Annotated in this window: 9 protein-coding genes; 4 read left to right on the top strand and 5 right to left on the bottom strand. The window is 53.1% G+C overall.

Annotated features, from left to right (window positions below; translation table 11 throughout):
- Window positions 1-45 precede the first annotated feature (45 nt).
- The gene (fabI, locus tag KP22_RS06045; RefSeq protein WP_010276729.1) at window positions 46-834 is read left to right on the top strand and encodes an enoyl-ACP reductase FabI; all 789 of its coding nucleotides are present in this window, start codon (window positions 46-48) and stop codon (window positions 832-834) included.
- A gap of 62 nt (window positions 835-896) precedes the next feature.
- On the opposite strand, the gene KP22_RS06050 is transcribed toward fabI, so the two are convergent.
- The 4 genes from KP22_RS06050 to KP22_RS06065 all read right to left on the bottom strand — a co-directional run bounded on the left by KP22_RS06050 (window position 897) and on the right by KP22_RS06065 (window position 9042).
- A complete protein-coding gene (locus tag KP22_RS06050; protein ID WP_039323064.1) occupies window positions 897-1880 on the bottom strand; it encodes an FAD:protein FMN transferase in 984 nt (327 codons plus the stop codon).
- A gap of 83 nt (window positions 1881-1963) precedes the next feature.
- The gene (locus tag KP22_RS06055; protein WP_039323068.1) at window positions 1964-4855 is read right to left on the bottom strand and encodes a flavocytochrome c; all 2892 of its coding nucleotides are present in this window, start codon (window positions 4853-4855) and stop codon (window positions 1964-1966) included.
- A 351-nt stretch (window positions 4856-5206) separates the two neighbouring features.
- The gene (locus tag KP22_RS06060) at window positions 5207-7573 is read right to left on the bottom strand and encodes a glycoside hydrolase family 31 protein (RefSeq protein ID WP_039323071.1); all 2367 of its coding nucleotides are present in this window, start codon (window positions 7571-7573) and stop codon (window positions 5207-5209) included.
- A gap of 158 nt (window positions 7574-7731) precedes the next feature.
- Window positions 7732-9042, bottom strand: coding sequence for an MFS transporter (locus KP22_RS06065; RefSeq protein WP_039323073.1), 1311 nt, complete (start codon window positions 9040-9042; stop codon window positions 7732-7734).
- Between the two features lie 321 nt (window positions 9043-9363).
- On the opposite strand from KP22_RS06065, the gene KP22_RS06070 reads away from it, so the two are divergent.
- Window positions 9364-10434 (top strand): LacI family DNA-binding transcriptional regulator, encoded by a 1071-nt coding sequence (locus tag KP22_RS06070; protein WP_039323076.1) that lies wholly within the window; start codon window positions 9364-9366, stop codon window positions 10432-10434.
- Here KP22_RS06070 and KP22_RS06075 read toward each other — a convergent pair.
- Window positions 10425-11327 (bottom strand): LysR family transcriptional regulator, encoded by a 903-nt coding sequence (locus KP22_RS06075; protein WP_039299299.1) that lies wholly within the window; start codon window positions 11325-11327, stop codon window positions 10425-10427. The two genes, KP22_RS06070 and KP22_RS06075, sit on opposite strands and share 10 nt — an antisense overlap.
- A 371-nt stretch (window positions 11328-11698) precedes the next feature.
- Here KP22_RS06075 and KP22_RS06080 point away from each other — a divergent pair, with 371 nt between their 5' ends.
- Both KP22_RS06080 and KP22_RS06085 read left to right on the top strand, forming a co-directional pair.
- Entirely contained in the window at window positions 11699-14011 is a 2313-nt protein-coding gene (locus tag KP22_RS06080) for an FdhF/YdeP family oxidoreductase (RefSeq protein WP_039299297.1), read from the top strand.
- A gap of 232 nt (window positions 14012-14243) precedes the next feature.
- Complete coding sequence (locus KP22_RS06085) at window positions 14244-16178, top strand: exoribonuclease II (protein ID WP_039323080.1); 1935 nt, start codon at window positions 14244-14246, stop codon at window positions 16176-16178.
- Window positions 16179-16260: the final 82 nt, after the last annotated feature.

Below are 16260 nucleotides of genomic sequence, written 5' to 3' on the forward strand. Positions count from 1 at the left end.
ACAGAAGTGGCGATCGCAGCAACAATGATCACAAGGATTACTGCTATGGGTTTTCTTACCGGTAAGCGCATTCTGGTAACAGGCGTTGCCAGCAACCGTTCTATTGCCTACGGTATTGCACAAGCAATGCAACGTGAAGGTGCCGAGTTGGCATTCACGTATCAGAACGATAAATTGAAAGCACGCGTTGAAGGCTTTGCCAGCGAGCTAGGTTCCAGCATCGTTCTACCGTGCGATGTCGCCGAAGATGCGAGCATCGAAGCACTGTTTACCGAACTGGCTAACGTATGGCCGAACTTTGATGGCTTCGTGCATTCCATTGCTTACGCACCGGGCGACCAACTGGATGGTGACTACGTTGATGCCGTTACGCGTGAAGGCTTCAGCATTTCTCACGACATCAGCTCTTACAGCTTCGTCGCGATGGCGAAAGCCTGCCGTAAGATGCTGAACCCGAACTCTGCGCTGGTTACCCTGTCTTATCTGGGTGCTGAGCGTGCCATCCCTAACTACAACGTGATGGGTCTGGCAAAAGCCTCTCTGGAAGCGAACGTACGTTACATGGCAAATGCCATGGGTGCTCAGGGCGTGCGCGTCAACGCCATTTCTGCGGGTCCGATTCGTACACTGGCTGCATCCGGCATCAAAGACTTCAAGAAAATGCTGTCTCATTGCGAAGCCGTTACGCCAATCCGCCGTGTCGTCACCATTGAAGACGTGGGCAACTCTGCTGCGTTCCTGTGTTCCGATCTGGCTGCCGGTATCTCCGGTGAGGTCCTGCACGTTGACGGCGGCTTCAGCATCGCCGCGATGAACGAGCTGGAACTGAAATAAGCGAGTTTTATGCTTGCCTTATGCCCTGGTTTTGCCGGGGCATATTTTTTTCTGCCTAATGATTACGCAACATCTTCCGCAACATGAACCGAATAATCCTTATCCAGCAATTCAAACGTATAATGCCGCTGCGAAGAAAAGACTATCTCTTTATTCTTCGTCACAAAGATGGCTTCTATATCCAGTTGATGTTGTAGAAACTCGATACCGGCACGAACACCCATGCCGTAAAGCAGTGTGGTGTAGATATCACCGTCAAGGGAATCATTCGAAATAATCGTCACGCTGTGCAGTTCATTATCCAGCGGATAACCCGTTTTGGGATCGAGAATATGATGATAGATATCATCGTCCACGGTAAAAAAGCGCTCATAGACGCCGGATGTCACCACGGATTTATTCTTTACCTTAATCACGCCGAGCAGGCTATCGCGATCCGCAAACGGTTTCTGCAACCCGACACGCCATAGCCCTTGCTCATCCGCCAATGCACTGCCGATAGCCAGCACGTTACCGCCCAGATTGATCAGCGCGTCCTGAATAGCGTGTTGACGCAGGACATCTCTGACGATATCGGCAATATAGCCCTTCGCAATCGCGCCCAGATCGATTTCCATTCCTGCCTTTGCTAATAACACCGCGCAGTCTTGCTCTCTGAGGAGAATGCATTCGGGATGCGTGACCGCCAGCGCACGATGTATCGATTCTTCATCTGGCACCGTGCAGCCGCTAAAGCCGATTTTCCAGAGTTTGACGACGGGGCCGATCGCCACGTTAAAGCCGCTATTTTCAATCAGGCTCACGGCTTTGGCGCGTTTAATCAATTCAAAAACAACCGGGCTGACCGGAACATAATCTTTTCCCGCCGCGTGGTTGATGCTCATCACTTCCGACTGCGCCCGATTAACAGTTAGCACGTCTTCAAGCTGCTTAATGCGCTGGAAAACCTGCCTGACCGCAGTTTCATTATGGACGAACAGTTTAAGCAGAATGGGGCTACCCATCAGGTGAGCAGAATAGACGTAAGCATCATCGACAGAAGGCATAAGGGGTCTCATGAATGGATTTCAACGCGCAGAGGAAACGATCGAAACATCGCGAGCGCCCTTTCAGACGCTCGCCATCAGCGCTATTCCTCTATCGCTGATGCTTCCATCATAACAGACGGTTTTTCAGACGTTTTAGCCGTCGTTTTCACAAATTTGGCTTTACGCGCCTTGGTAGGAAAAACGTCAGCATGGCGCGATGACTTCGCATAGGCCGTCGCCTGAATTCCCGCCTGAATGCCGAAGATAATGATATCCGCCACGGCGTTGCCGCCAATGCGGTTCGCGCCGTGAATCCCCCCCACCACTTCCCCGGCGGCATAAGCGCCAGAGATCGTCTCTTTGTGGCGGTTCAGCACTTCCGCTTTCGCATTAATCGTCACACCGCCCATCGTGTGGTGCACGCCCGGAGCGACCTTAATGGCATAGTAAGGTGCCTGATTCAACGGATCGCGCATGCCTGTTGAACGGCCAAAATCTTCATCGTGTTTATCGGCAATAAAGGTGTTGTAGCGTTCGAGCGTGGCTTGCAGAGCCGCCTGTGGCATGTCGAGTTTCTCAGCCAGTTCTGCCACACTGCCCGCGCTAACGGTCAGCCCTTGGGCAACATATTCTTCGACCGCCCGATTACGGCTTCTCACCTGCTCGTCGAACAGGATGTACGCATAACCCTCAGGCAGATTGACGATGGCGGAAGAGACATTATCGCGTGTTTCCATCTCGTTGAAGAAACGTTCACCGCGTTGTGAAACCAAAATAGCACCACCACCACGAATAGATTCGGAGATCAGATAAGAAGTTGTTTGCTCGACCGTCGGATGGGTTTGAATTTCCCCCATGTCCACCGTATCCGCGCCAATCTGCTCTAACAGCCGAATCCCGCCGCCCGTCGCGCCTTTGTGGTTGGTCGTGACGAAACCTTTCAGGTCTGGACGGTATGACTCCACCATCGTCTGATTCGCGCTGAAGCCGCCCGTGGCAACAATCACCGCCTTTGTCGTAATCAGGCTTTCTTCCTGTTCATCATTCACGACTTTCACGGCGGTGACTTTGCCCTTCTCTTGCACAATCTCCGTCACCGACGTTTCCAGCAGTACCTCAATATTGTATTTATTGAGATTTTTAATCAGCCCGCTGACCAGATAGCCGCCCACCGCTGCGCCGTTGGCAGGCCGATGCGTTCTGTCCACGCTCATGCCGCCCGTCGTCGTGATATCGCTCAGCTCAATATCGTGCTGCGCCAGCCAGTTAATCGCATCAGATGCATGATCGACGAAATATTGCACCAGCGTTGGGTTGTTCTTCTGCTTTCCGCTTTTCAGGGTTTCGTTATAGAACAGCGCGTAGCTATCTTCGATACCTCTGTTTTGCTGGAAGACGGTTCCCGCCGCGTTCATACCCGCAGAGGCCTTGATGGTGTTGCCGCCGATGACCGGCATCTTTTCAATGACGATAACGCGAGCGCCCTCTTCGCTGGCCTGAATAGCCGCCGCCAGCCCTGCGCCGCCGCTGCCAATCACCACGACGTCTGCTTCACGACGCGCATCAGGATTACCGCCATCGGCAACAATGGCGTCTTTGCTCGATTTCACCATCGCCTTGGTGACGGCTTTTTTGATCGCCTCACTCTGCGCTGTTGCACCCGTTACGGCGTCAACATGTGGGCTATTGGTATCCAAAATACGTTCACGGATAATGCCAAAACTGATTTTCAGTGAATCATCAATATCACGATTATCTAACGCAATATCGGCGACCCGATTCTGCTCAAAATGGACAGTAATGTGCAATTCGCCACATTCGTCCTGAACATTTTCCTGATAAACCCCTGATTTAAATTTTTTGCCGGTTAAATTTACGTCCCGAATCATGGCTTCGACTAATGAGAAACGCCACAGCGGCTCGGGGATCATTAATGCTTCACGTTTATCGCTGGCAATATAAAGATCGAGTTTTTTCTGTTCGGCAATGCAATCCGTCCAATCGGGATAAGCAATACAGGCTCTGCCAACGGCAATCAGGTCGTAACCATTTTCTAACGCCGCATCGGCATCGGCTTGATTGACGATATCCCCTACGCCAATAACCGGAATAGCCGCTAATGTCGCAGAACGCCGAGCGACATATTTTTTAATCAGTGGCGTCGGATCGTTTGTCTCGATAATGGATGAACGCAGGATATTCCCCATCGAGAAGTGGACGTAATCCAACCCGCGCGCCGCCAGTTTTTCCAGCAAATAGATCGAATCATCAAAATGAATGCCCGGCTCTTCAATCTCCTCTGGCGAGAAGCGATAGCCGATGATAAATGACGGATCGGCGTATTTACCGGCAACCTCGTGGGCGATATCCAGAACGGCAAGTGGAAACGCCGCGCGTTTGTCACGGCTGCCACCCCATTGATCTGAGCGTTGATTTGAGTGGGGAGAATAAAATTGCTGAATCAGGTAGGTGTTGGCTCCGTGAATTTCGACACCATCGAAACCCGCCTGAATGGCTCGATGGACGGCAGCACCAAACTTCTCGATCATAGCTTCGACTTCATCACCTGACAGTGCTACCGGAACGATGGCGCCCGCACGCGGCGCGGCAATGGCGCTAGGCGCAACCGGCGTCGCGCCGCCGATAAAACGCGGTTCTACCATACGCCCACCGTGATAAATTTGCAGGATTGCCGTCGAGCCTTTTTCTTTAATCGCCGTCGCAATTTTGGTCAGCCCGGCAATTTTGTCATCGTTGTCGATCCCTATTGCGCCGGGAAAGGCCAACCCTTTGTCATCAATAAAACAGCACTCCACAATCACGGTGCCGATACTGCCTGCTCTGGCCTGATAATATTCCACCAACTCCTTTGTCACACTCCCATCGTAAAACCCGCTACAGGTGGTCATGGGTGCCATCAGCATCCGATTTTTCAGCGTAGCGCCGTTGGGGAGAGTAAAAGCGGCAAATAAATCATGGTGACTATTCTTCATAGTGAATACTCCACTTAAAATAAAAACTCTGTTCGCAAAGGAATCAGAAGCCGCCATGTTTGTTTTTAATCATTAATTCTTCTGGCTGATAATTCGCGAACTTATTACTTACCAAGTATCTATTTTTTTTGATGTTATAAAATGTTTTCTTACTATTTAAACTATTTTGTAGATCCGCTGTTATTAGGGGTATTCGCACAACTCTTTTTTATATTTAATATTCCATTCACTTCATTAACATCTCTTTATCCTGAAGATAACCAATCGGATATTATTGATATTCTGCATAACAAAAAAAACGCCCCGGTAATAAATCCGGGGCGCAATAGGAAGCAATAGGTATGGCGGTGATTATTGGTGTTGATAGGTATCCGAGCGAACGCCGTTAATGTACAAATCGCGCTGCTCGCCTGCTGGCATGCGCAGCGTCGCGTGCTTCCAGGCTGGCTGATATCGCCCTTCTGACGTAAATGTGACGTCAATCCGCTGGCTATCCGCGCGGATTTCCCAACGTAACCACAGCGCATTTCCTTCACGCCATTGCCACGTTTCCCCATCATCTTCAAACAGCAGTCCAGAGTCCGTGCCGCCAGCGGTAGGTGGAAAGAGCAGGAATTCGCGCTGTTCGTCTTCATGTTGGCTGACATACGCTGTTCGCCCCGATAGTGGGATCATCGCTCCCGCTCGGACCATCAGCGGCAGGCGTTCCAGCGGCGCATCTAACACGATAGTCTGTCCGCCACTGAACCATTGGCCGGAATAAAAATCATACCAGCCAGAGGTATTCGCCGGTAGATAGACCGTACGCAGGCGTTGCTCTGGTTCAACCACGCTGGCGACCAGAATGTCTCGCCCCAGCATGAAATCGTCGGTTTCCTCTAGCGTCGCGCGATCTTGTTCGTGATCGAGGAACGTCGGTCGCAGCATCGGCTCATCGTCTGCACTGGCTTGCCAGAGCAACGTATAAAAATACGGCAGAAGGCGATAGCGAAGTTCAATCGCACTGCGTATTGCCGCCGTTACCAAGGGATACATCCACGGTTCGTTTACCGTGTGGTCGTCATTCCACGAATGGATAGTGAAACGCGGATGCATCACGCCGTTTTGAACCCAGCGTACAAAAAGCTCAGCGTCCGGCTTGTCACCGGAAAAACCGCCGACGTCATGCCCGACATTAAACAGGCCGGACAGACTCATTCCTACTCCCATCCGCGTGTTGTAGCGCAGCGTCTGCCAGTTGGTGCGGTTATCGCCGCTCCAGGTCTGCACATAGCGCTGCATTCCCGCACAGCCAGAACGAGAGATCAGATAAGGACGCAGCGTTGGGGCGAAGCGCTGCTGTGCCTCCAGCGAGGCGCGCATCATCAACAGCGGCATCAGCGGACGAATATTTTTGATCGCCATCGGTTGGCCGAATCCGTGACAGCGGGCTTCGCCATCCCAGACTTCATATTCGTTGTTATCATTCCACGTCGAGTCGATGCCTTTCTCCAGCAATTGCCGGGTGACGTTCTCCTGCCACCAGACCACCGTTGCTGGGTTAGTGAAATCAAGATGGGAACCTTCATCGTCCCAAAAACTGGAACGCTCCGGCGCATCGGATTCGGAATCGCGGATAAACAGCCCCTGCGCCGATACCTCATCATATTTCGGGTGATCTTGCAGTAAACAGGGTTTGATATTGGCTGCCAGCTTCAGGCCCGCATCGTGGAACGCCTGCGACATCACTTCCGGCTGAGGGACTTTGTCGTAGTTCCAGTTAAACACATAACGCTTATTGTTAATCGACGTGTAGCCCGATGAGAGTTGAAACGAATCACACGGAATGTGGTGTTCACGGCACAGCGCAATAAATTTCATCAACTGCTGCTGTGCATCGGGCGCATCGGTGTAATGCATGGTGGAACCGCTGTAGCCCAGGCTCCATTTTGGCCCAAAGAGCGTTTTCCCCGTCAGCCGCACGAAGGCTTTTGTCACATCCAGCACGCGTGGCCCAATAAACAGGTAATAATCGAGGTCGCCCGCCTCCGCCTGATAGCGTCGGTACGCCAAATGATAATTATCGATTTCATTGCCAAGATCGAGCCAGGTCGTGCTCAGGTTATCGTAGAACAGGCCAAAGCTGACATCGTCACGCCGGGTAATGGTAAACGGAACATGCTTATACAGCGGATCGGTGCTCGCCGCGTTGTAGCCCATCGCATCCAGATTGCGGAACTCAAATCGGCGTCCGGTGCGTTCAAGATCACCCGCTTTTTCACCCAGACCATAATAACGCTCGGTCGGGAAACGGCGCTGATAGTGCGCAACGCCCTCACCGTGTGGGTTCAGCAGATAAGCGCTGGTGGGTCGGTCAGCGGCAAACGGCTGCCATTCGCCCTGCTCATCCCGATATTCCCACGCCAGCCACAGCGGCTGGTGAATCGTAATGCGCATCCGCGCGGTGCTGATGCGCAGCCCGTTGTCCAATTGTTCCAGTGAAAAACCCGGCAGGCTGAAACCGTCGTTACTTTCACGGTTACGCCCTTCCCAGGGAACATCCTGCTGCGGCGCGATGCTCCAGGTGCGGTTCAGACTCAGTTCGCCATTCTGTTTAATCAGCACGCGGGCCAACATAGGCTCAAGTACGTACAGACGAAAAACATGCCTATCGTCCACCAGCAGTTCAACATGATCGGCGCTCTGATGGCGGAACACCCAATTTTTCAACGTTTTCATACAGCGTCCTTTTCAGGAAAAAATAAACCAGCCGTTACGCTTAATCCAGGTTACGTAAGCCCATTTTTAGGAGAAACACGGGGATGAGGTTCCCGTAGGGAAGCCTCGCCCCGTGGTCGCTCCGTGTATCTTGCTTCTTAAACGGCCGCCATAAGCCGTTACGCCTGTGAGCGCGTTTTCCCGCGGCGTTCAGCAATAAACGCAATCAGGAAGACGGCACCAATCAGATCAAAGAATCCCATCGCCACAAACAGCGGATTAAACCCAATCTTGTCGGCGGTGACGCCAATCAGCAGCGAGAACAGAAAGCTGGCAATCCACGCAAACGAACCACGCATCCCGTTCACGGTTGCCATCTGCCCTTTATCAAACGATTCCACGACCAGTGCGCTCAACATGCAGGAAATCACCTGATGGCCAAACCCGCCTATGGAAATCAGCAGAATCGCTACCCACGGATCTTTGCTGATGGCGACCAGCGCCAGCGACAGCATCAGAAATGCGCCCGTTACCGAGCTAGCCACAATCGAGTTAACACGCGAGCAGCCGAACCAGCGGGTGTAGAGTCGGGTGAGGTAACCGCTGGCGACACTGCCCAGATCGGCAGCAAGAAACGGCAGCCACGCAAACATCGCGATTTGCTTCAGATCCATACCGCGTTCATTCGCCAGATAGAGCGGTACCCAAAAGCTGAGCACGGCCCACGCAGGTTCCGCCATAAAGGCTGGAATAGCGATACCGTAAAAGCGTTTGTTTTTTGAAACGGTTTTCAGTGCGGTAAAGAAAGGCAGTTTGACCGGCGGAGCTTCATTATCCTGACGGATGAAATCCAGCTCTTCGCGGCTTAAATTGGGGTGATCTTCCGGGTTATGGTAGAACAGCCACCACAGCACCACCCACAGCAGCGCCAGCCCACCCGTGAACATAAACGCGCCCTGCCAGCCCAGATAGGCATGCGCGACGACGATAATCGGCGGTGCCAGCAACGCGCCAATGGAAAAACCGACACCGGCCCAGCCGGCCGCAATCGGTCGCTCTTTCTTAGGGAACCATTCGCCCAGCGTTTTAGCGTTCGCTGGTGTTGCGGCAGCTTCGGACGCCCCCATAAAGAAACGCAGAATCGCAAGGTGTACCCAGCTTCCCGCTCCCGCGTGGAAGATGCACATCAATGCCCATATCACCGCACAAATCATAAAGCCCATTTTCAGGCCGATGACGTCGATCAGCCAGCCGCAAAGCGGCTGAAAAATGGTGTACGCCAACTGGAATGCACCCACAATCCATGAGTATTGCTCGGTGGTAATGCCCATACTGGTTTTCAGTTCTGGAGCCAGAATACCGAGCGAATTGCGTGTGATGTAGTTAACGGTAACACCAAGCAGAAACAGACTCAGCACCCACCAGCGCAGATTTCTGAATGTCCGTTTACCTTTGGTAGCGATGGAGGACGGATTGATATCGAGACTCATGGTGACTCCTATACAGGAATGTAGGGTTACATTGGTCTGATATCTCGACAGCATTTTTGTATTTATCGCCTATCGAACAATCAAACCATTTTTATATCATTGTAATTATTAATTTAAATCCTATTTCTATCGTATCTGCCTACTGAAATTGGTTAACCAAATTGAGAGTAAAACAATTGAAAATCGCGAAATACTCACTTTTTTGAAAACATTTTCATGCTATGGTCAAAATGCAGGCAAAAACCTGCCTACATCACCTGAAAACAGGCGATAGTTAGCAATGAAAATATTGTCATTTTCGAAGGTGAACGGGATCACAAAATGAAAGGAAACCTGAAAATACGTGAAATTGCGCAGCGGACAGGCTACTCAATCAGCACCGTTTCACGCGTGTTATCCGGTCAGTCCAATACCAGCGAGCGTGCTAAAGAGGACATTCTCAACTGTGCTCGCCAGTGCGGGGTGCTGACCGATCTCGCCAATGGTCGCCTGCTCTTGAATGGACTGACTATCTTTGCCCCGCCGCGTGCATTTGATATTCGGTCCGACATTTTCTATCACAAGGTGGTACAGAGCATTATTGATGCCCTGAAGCCCCATGATGTGCGAGTGCGATACTGCGGGCTGGAAGAAAATGACAGCGACGTGGCGCTATTTTTAGACAAAATGCGCGATCCCGCCACGGAGGCCGCCCTGCTTATCGGCATTGACGACCCGTACATTCACGCACTGGCGGCGGACAGCGGTAAGCCCTGCATATTGATTAACTGTATCGACCGTAAGATGAGGTTGCCAGGTGTCGCCCCCGCGCATCGGCTAATTGGCGATTTCTCTGCCCACTACCTTTTTGAACAGGGGCACCATACCGTGTTGACGCTGTTATGCCTGCGTCGTTACACAATGGAGCTGCGTCTGGACGGCATCCGCGATGCTTATCAGCACCATAATCTTCCTTTCTCCCCAGAAGAGCATTTGCTGGCGTTAGATAATTTCAGCACGGCGGATGCAGAACGCGCGATGAGCGATTTTTTAGCCCGTTGCCCTCAGGATAAATGGCCCACGGCGATTCTGGCAGGCGGTGACTTTATCGCGGTTGGGGCGGTGAATGCGCTGAACAAGGCGGGATTACGCGTACCGCAGGACATCTCGGTGATGAGCATGGATGGGTTCAATCTCTCCGCGATTCACGACGTGCCGCTAACGTCGGTACTCGTGCCGCGTGAGGCGCTGGGCGAAGAGGCTGTGAGACTGCTGCAATATCGTCTGATTCGCCCCGACGCCCCTGTCGGTAACCTGCTGCTAAACGGTACACTGGTGATTCGTCAGTCCGTCAGGCGGCTTCGCGCCAGCAAATCCGTTGCCCCGGTGCAGGATAAAAGCCTCTATGACTGAGTCAGCAACCACTGCTGTGCGACGTCAAAGAAATTCTGTGCCAATGCCGTCGCTCTGCCCGCCTGCGCGATGACGACGGCAGGCTGGCGGTGCATCGGGGGAAATTGCAGCGGCCGCTGCGTTAACGCGGGCGTCATCTCTGGGATCAGGCTACCGTGGGGCACAATCCCACAGCCAAGCCCAACGTAGACGCTTTGGATCAATTGCAGAACGGAAGCGCTTTCCACCTTTACCCACGGCGAGACGCCCATTTCACGAAAATGGCTATCCAGATAGCGACGGAAATAGCGGCTGGCTTCCGCCAGACAAAGTGGCACTTCAGAAAGTGTATCGAGCGCCAGTGGCGCATCCCCCACCAACTGTGGGAAATGATGCGGATGGAACAACAGGTCAACGCCCTGCTCCGTTAGCGGCGACGCCTGAAAGTGCAGTTCCTCTAGCGTTGACAACTCAAAAAAGCCGATGCCAACATCCACTGAATGGGCATTCAGCGCTTCCAGCAGTTGATCCGCACTGAACAGCGAGATTTGAAAATCCAGCTGTGGATATTCCTTATTCACCGCTGCCAGCAGGCTAGACAGCGCGATACTGCTTTGCGGCACCGCACCGATGCGCAATACCCCGCTTACACCACGTTTCAGCGAAGCGACTTCCAGTTTCAATCCCTGATATACCGAGACGATTTCCCGCGCCCAGGCCAGCACGCGCTCGCCTTCGGCCGTAAAACCTTCAAAGTTGTTACCCCGGTTGATTAACGCCAGATCCAACTCCCGCTCCAGATTTTTCAACCGCATGGAGAGCGTTGGTTGACTGACAAAACTGGCTTCCGCTGCCCGGCCAAAATGGCGCTCTTTTTCCAAATTGCACAGGTATTGCAGTTGTTTAATATCCATCGCCAGACTCTGTAGTGGGTAAGCGACAAGTATACCGATAAACCGCCTCTATCCCACCATAGCCGCATTTGATTAGACGCGATCGCCGACGGCACCTAAACTTCAAAACATGAGCAAACATTTAAAGTTTTGTTCACATAAAAAAAACAAAACCCTAAATAATTCGAGTTTCAGGCCGGCGGCAACGCAGCGAGTCCCCAAGAGCTTACATAAGTAAGTGACTGGGGTGAGCGACAAATCTGCCAGAGGCGGATTTGAACGCTGCTTGCAGTGGCCCCAACGGGGTGAGGCACACGTAAGTGTGCCGAGTATCGCAGCCAACACACCTGCAACTTGAAGTATGACGGGTTTATTCACCTGCGGAATACGTCATGAAATTCAAACCATCTATCAAGCCATACCGCAATGCGGCTGGCGGTTGGGGCTCGTTGGAAGCCACTACGCGTTTTGTCCTCGATAGCAAGCAAGCGCTGAAAAATATCCGAAACTTGTTGCGGGTCAATAAATCGAAAGGATTTGACTGCCCCGGCTGCGCCTGGGGTGATGACAACAGCAGCACGTTCAGTTTCTGTGAAAACGGCGCGAAAGCGGTGAGTTGGGAAGCGACGCGTAAAGCGGTCGATCTGGATTTCTTCGCCGCCCACAGCGTCACGACACTACGCCAGCAAAGTGACTATTTCCTTGAGTATCAGGGGCGTTTAACCCACCCGATGCGCTACGACCGCGCCAGCGATCGCTATGTTCCCATCGACTGGGACGCCGCTTTTGCGCTGATCGCTCACCACATCAGTAATATGGCTCACTCTAATCAGGTGGAGCTTTATACGTCCGGCCGAGCCAGCAATGAAGCATCTTATCTGTATCAACTCTTTGGCCGCATGCTGGGCACCAACAATTTCCCTGACTGCTCGAATATGTGCCATGAAGCCAGCGGAATCGGCCTGAAACAGAGTATTGGCGTCGGTAAAGGGACTATCCGACTGGATGATTTCGAACACGCTGACGCGATTTTCGTCTTCGGTCAGAACCCCGGCACCAACCACCCACGTATGCTACACAGCCTGCGTCATGCCGCCGATCGCGGTGCCCACATTGTCTCGTTTAATACGCTCCGCGAGCGCGGTCTGGAACGGTTTGCCAATCCACAGAATCCGCTGGAACTGCTCACGCCGCTGTCCGGCACCATCAGCGAAACCTACCTGCAACCCAATCTGGGCGGTGATATGGCCGCCGTGCGTGGCATGGTGAAAGCGCTGCTGGAGACACATCATCAGCGTCTGTCTGACGGCGAGTCGGGGTTATTCGATCAGGATTTCCTGTCCACGCATACTCAACAGGTGGACGAGTATCTGGCCGTTGTCGACGGCACAAGCTGGCAGAAAATCGAACAGCAGTCCGGCCTAAGCGAAGCGCAGTTGCGCTATGTCGCGGCGATTTATCAGCAGTCGCCGCGCGTGATTTGCACCTGGGCGATGGGGATTACCCAGCACAAGCATTCCGTCGCTACCGTTCGGGAAATCGTAAATCTGCAACTGTTGTTTGGGCAGTTGGGGAAACCGGGCGCGGGGCTGTGTCCGGTACGTGGTCATAGTAATGTGCAGGGTAACCGCACGATGGGGATCGATGAGAAGCCGGCTGCTGCGTTTCTCGATCGTCTGGCTGCGCATTATGATTTCACACCCCCTTACGCCGCAGGCCACAGCACGGTAGAAGCGCTGGAAGCCATGCTGCGCGATGAGGTTAAGGTGCTAATCGCGCTAGGTGGTAACCTCGCCGCCGCCGCACCGGATTCGGCACGCACCGAAGCAGCACTGAGCCGTTGCGATCTGACCGTACATATCAGCACCAAGCTCAACCGCAGTCATTTGGTTACTGGCAAGGTTGACGCGCTAATTCTACCAACACTCGGCCGCACCGATCTCGATAGGCAGGCCAGCGGTGCGCAGTTTATTACCGTCGAGGATTCATTCAGCATGGTGCACGCCTCACAGGGCGTCGGACAACCGCTTTCGCCATTGCAGCGTTCGGAGACAGCGATTGTTTGCGGTATTGCCAACGCAGTTCTCGGCAATGAAAAGCTCAACTGGTTGGCGCTAGCAGACGATTATTCACGTATCCGCGACCATATCGCCGCCACCATTCCCGGCTTCACGAATTTCAATGCCAACTGCGATCTGCCGGGCGGGTTTTATCTCGGCAATGCGGCTGCCGAACTCCGCTTTAATACCCTCAACGGCAAAGCCCAATTCAGTCATGCCGCGCTGCCCGATACGCTGTTCCCACAGCTACAAGGCAGTGATGTGCCTTTTACACTGCAAACTCTGCGCTCGCACGATCAGTACAACACCACGATTTATGGTCTGGATGACCGCTATCGCGGCGTTTATGGTCAGCGAGAAGTGCTGTTCATGCACCCGGATGATATTGCCGCGTTAGGGCTGGAAGATGGCGATCTGGTCGATATCGAGACGCTGTGGAACGATGGTATTACCCGTATCGTCAACGGCTTCAAGCTGGTGAGCTACAATATTCCGCGCGGTAATCTGGCGGCCTATTACCCAGAAACCAATCCGCTGGTGCCACTGTCCAGCTTTGGCGATGAAACGCACACGCCGACCTCTAAGTCGGTGCCCGTTAGCGTTCGTCGCAGTACGCAGGCGGAATCGCTACTGCGTATCGCCTGAGAACCTATTCATTAAGGTCTACGTCATAGCATACCCCCCTGTCGCGTTGCAAAACCAATGGCGCACACGATGGGGTTTTACTCCAATCAGCATTGACTTTATTCGTATTTATCCGCCTTTTCGCTACCGTTATCCGGCCGCGCCATCCCCGATTATTCTTGCCGCCAGCACCTGATTCGAGTAAAACTGTGAACTGCTAATTGAGCCACTCACAATCGTATTTCTGGACGCTATGTTTCAAGACAATCCGCTGCTTGCACAGCTAAAACAGCAACTTCACTCTCAGACACCGCGTGTTGAAGGTGTCGTCAAAGGTACCGATAAGGGATTTGGCTTTCTTGAGGCTGACGGACAAAAAAGCTATTTCATTCCCCCTCCACATATGAAAAAAGTGATGCACGGCGATCGGATTACTGCCACCCTGCACACGGAAAAAGATCGGGAAATTGTCGAGCCAGAAACGCTGATCGAACCCTTCCTGAGTCGATTTGTTGGGCGCATCCATAAAAAAGACGATCGCTTATCAATTACCCCCGACCATCCGCTGCTGAAAGAGGCAATTCCTTGCCGTGCCGCGCGTGATGTCACAGACAATTTTCAGGAAGGCGATTGGGCTGTCGCAGAAATGCGCCGTCACCCATTGAAGGGCGACCGTGGATTTCATGCTGAACTGACGCAATACATCACCACGGGCGATGATCCGCTGGTGCCGTGGTGGGTGACATTGTCACGCCACAATCTGGAGCGATCTGCCCCAGACGTTGAAACCACTGAACGTCATGACGGCGAACTCGTCCGTGAAGATCTGACGGCATTGAACTTTGTCACCATCGACAGCGCCAGCACCGAAGATATGGACGACGCGCTGTATGTGCAGGACAACGGTGACGGTTCCCTGCAATTAACGATCGCTATCGCCGATCCAACCGCGTATGTGGATGAAGGCAGCGAGTTGGACAACATTGCACGCCAGCGCGCCTTCACTAACTATCTACCCGGCTTCAACATCCCGATGCTGCCGCGCTCACTGTCGGACGATATCTGTTCCCTGCGCCCGAACGAGCGGCGCCCTGTCCTCGCCTGTCGCGTGACGATTGCCGCCGACGGTGCGCTGGGTGACGATATCCACTTCTTTGCCGCCTCGATCGAATCCAAAGCCAAATTGGCGTATGACAACGTCTCTGACTGGTTGGAAAATCAAGGCGAATGGCAGCCGCAGAACGAGGCGATTGCCGAACAAATCCGTTTACTGCACCGCCTCTGTCTGGCACGCAGTGAATGGCGCACCACACACGCGCTGGTGTTTAAAGATCGCCCGGATTATCGCTTCCTACTGGGTGAAAAAGGCGACGTATTGGATATCGTGATCGAACACCGCCGTATCGCCAACCGTATCGTTGAAGAATCCATGATTGCAGCCAACGTCTGTGCGGCCATTGTGCTGCGCGATAAGCTGGGCTTCGGTATCTATAACGTGCACAACGGCTTCGATCCTGCCTCGATTGAGCAAGCCGTCGCCGTACTGGACACACACGGTGTTCAGGCCGACGCACCAACGCTGTTGACGCTCGATGGCTTCTGCACGTTGCGCCGTGAGCTGGATGCTCAGCCGACACAGTTCCTGGATAGCCGTATTCGTCGCTTCCAGTCTTTTGCCGAAGTCAGCACCACACCGGGACCGCACTTCGGTCTGGGGCTGGAAGCCTATGCCACCTGGACATCTCCGATCCGTAAATACGGCGATATGGTGAACCACCGTTTGCTGAAAGCGGTTATCACTGGACAGGCTGCGGAAAAACCGCAAGACGACGTTACAGTACAACTGGCCGAGCGCCGTCGCCTTAACCGTATGGCTGAACGTGATGTCGGCGACTGGCTGTACGCCCGCTACCTCAAAGATAAAGCGGGTACAGATATTCGTTTCAACGCGGAAATCATTGACGTGACACGCGGTGGACTGCGCGTTCGCCTGCTGGATAACGGCGCAGTGGCGTTTATCCCATCCTCCTTTATCCACGCCGTGCGCGATGAATTGGTGTGCAGCCAGGAAATGGGGATCCTCACGGTGAAAGGTGAAGTGGTTTATCGCCAGGGAGATACGCTGGACGTCATCATCGCTGAAGTCCGTCTGGAAACCCGCAGCATCGTGGCGAAACCTGCCGCATAATAGTCATACCGCATCTCCGCGCGGGCATTCGTCGTGAACTGACCCGCGCGTCATCATCTTTTATCCGCTACATGATTTATCA

The sequence above is a fragment of the Pectobacterium betavasculorum genome (assembly GCF_000749845.1).
Taxonomy (GTDB): Bacteria; Pseudomonadota; Gammaproteobacteria; order Enterobacterales; family Enterobacteriaceae; genus Pectobacterium; species Pectobacterium betavasculorum.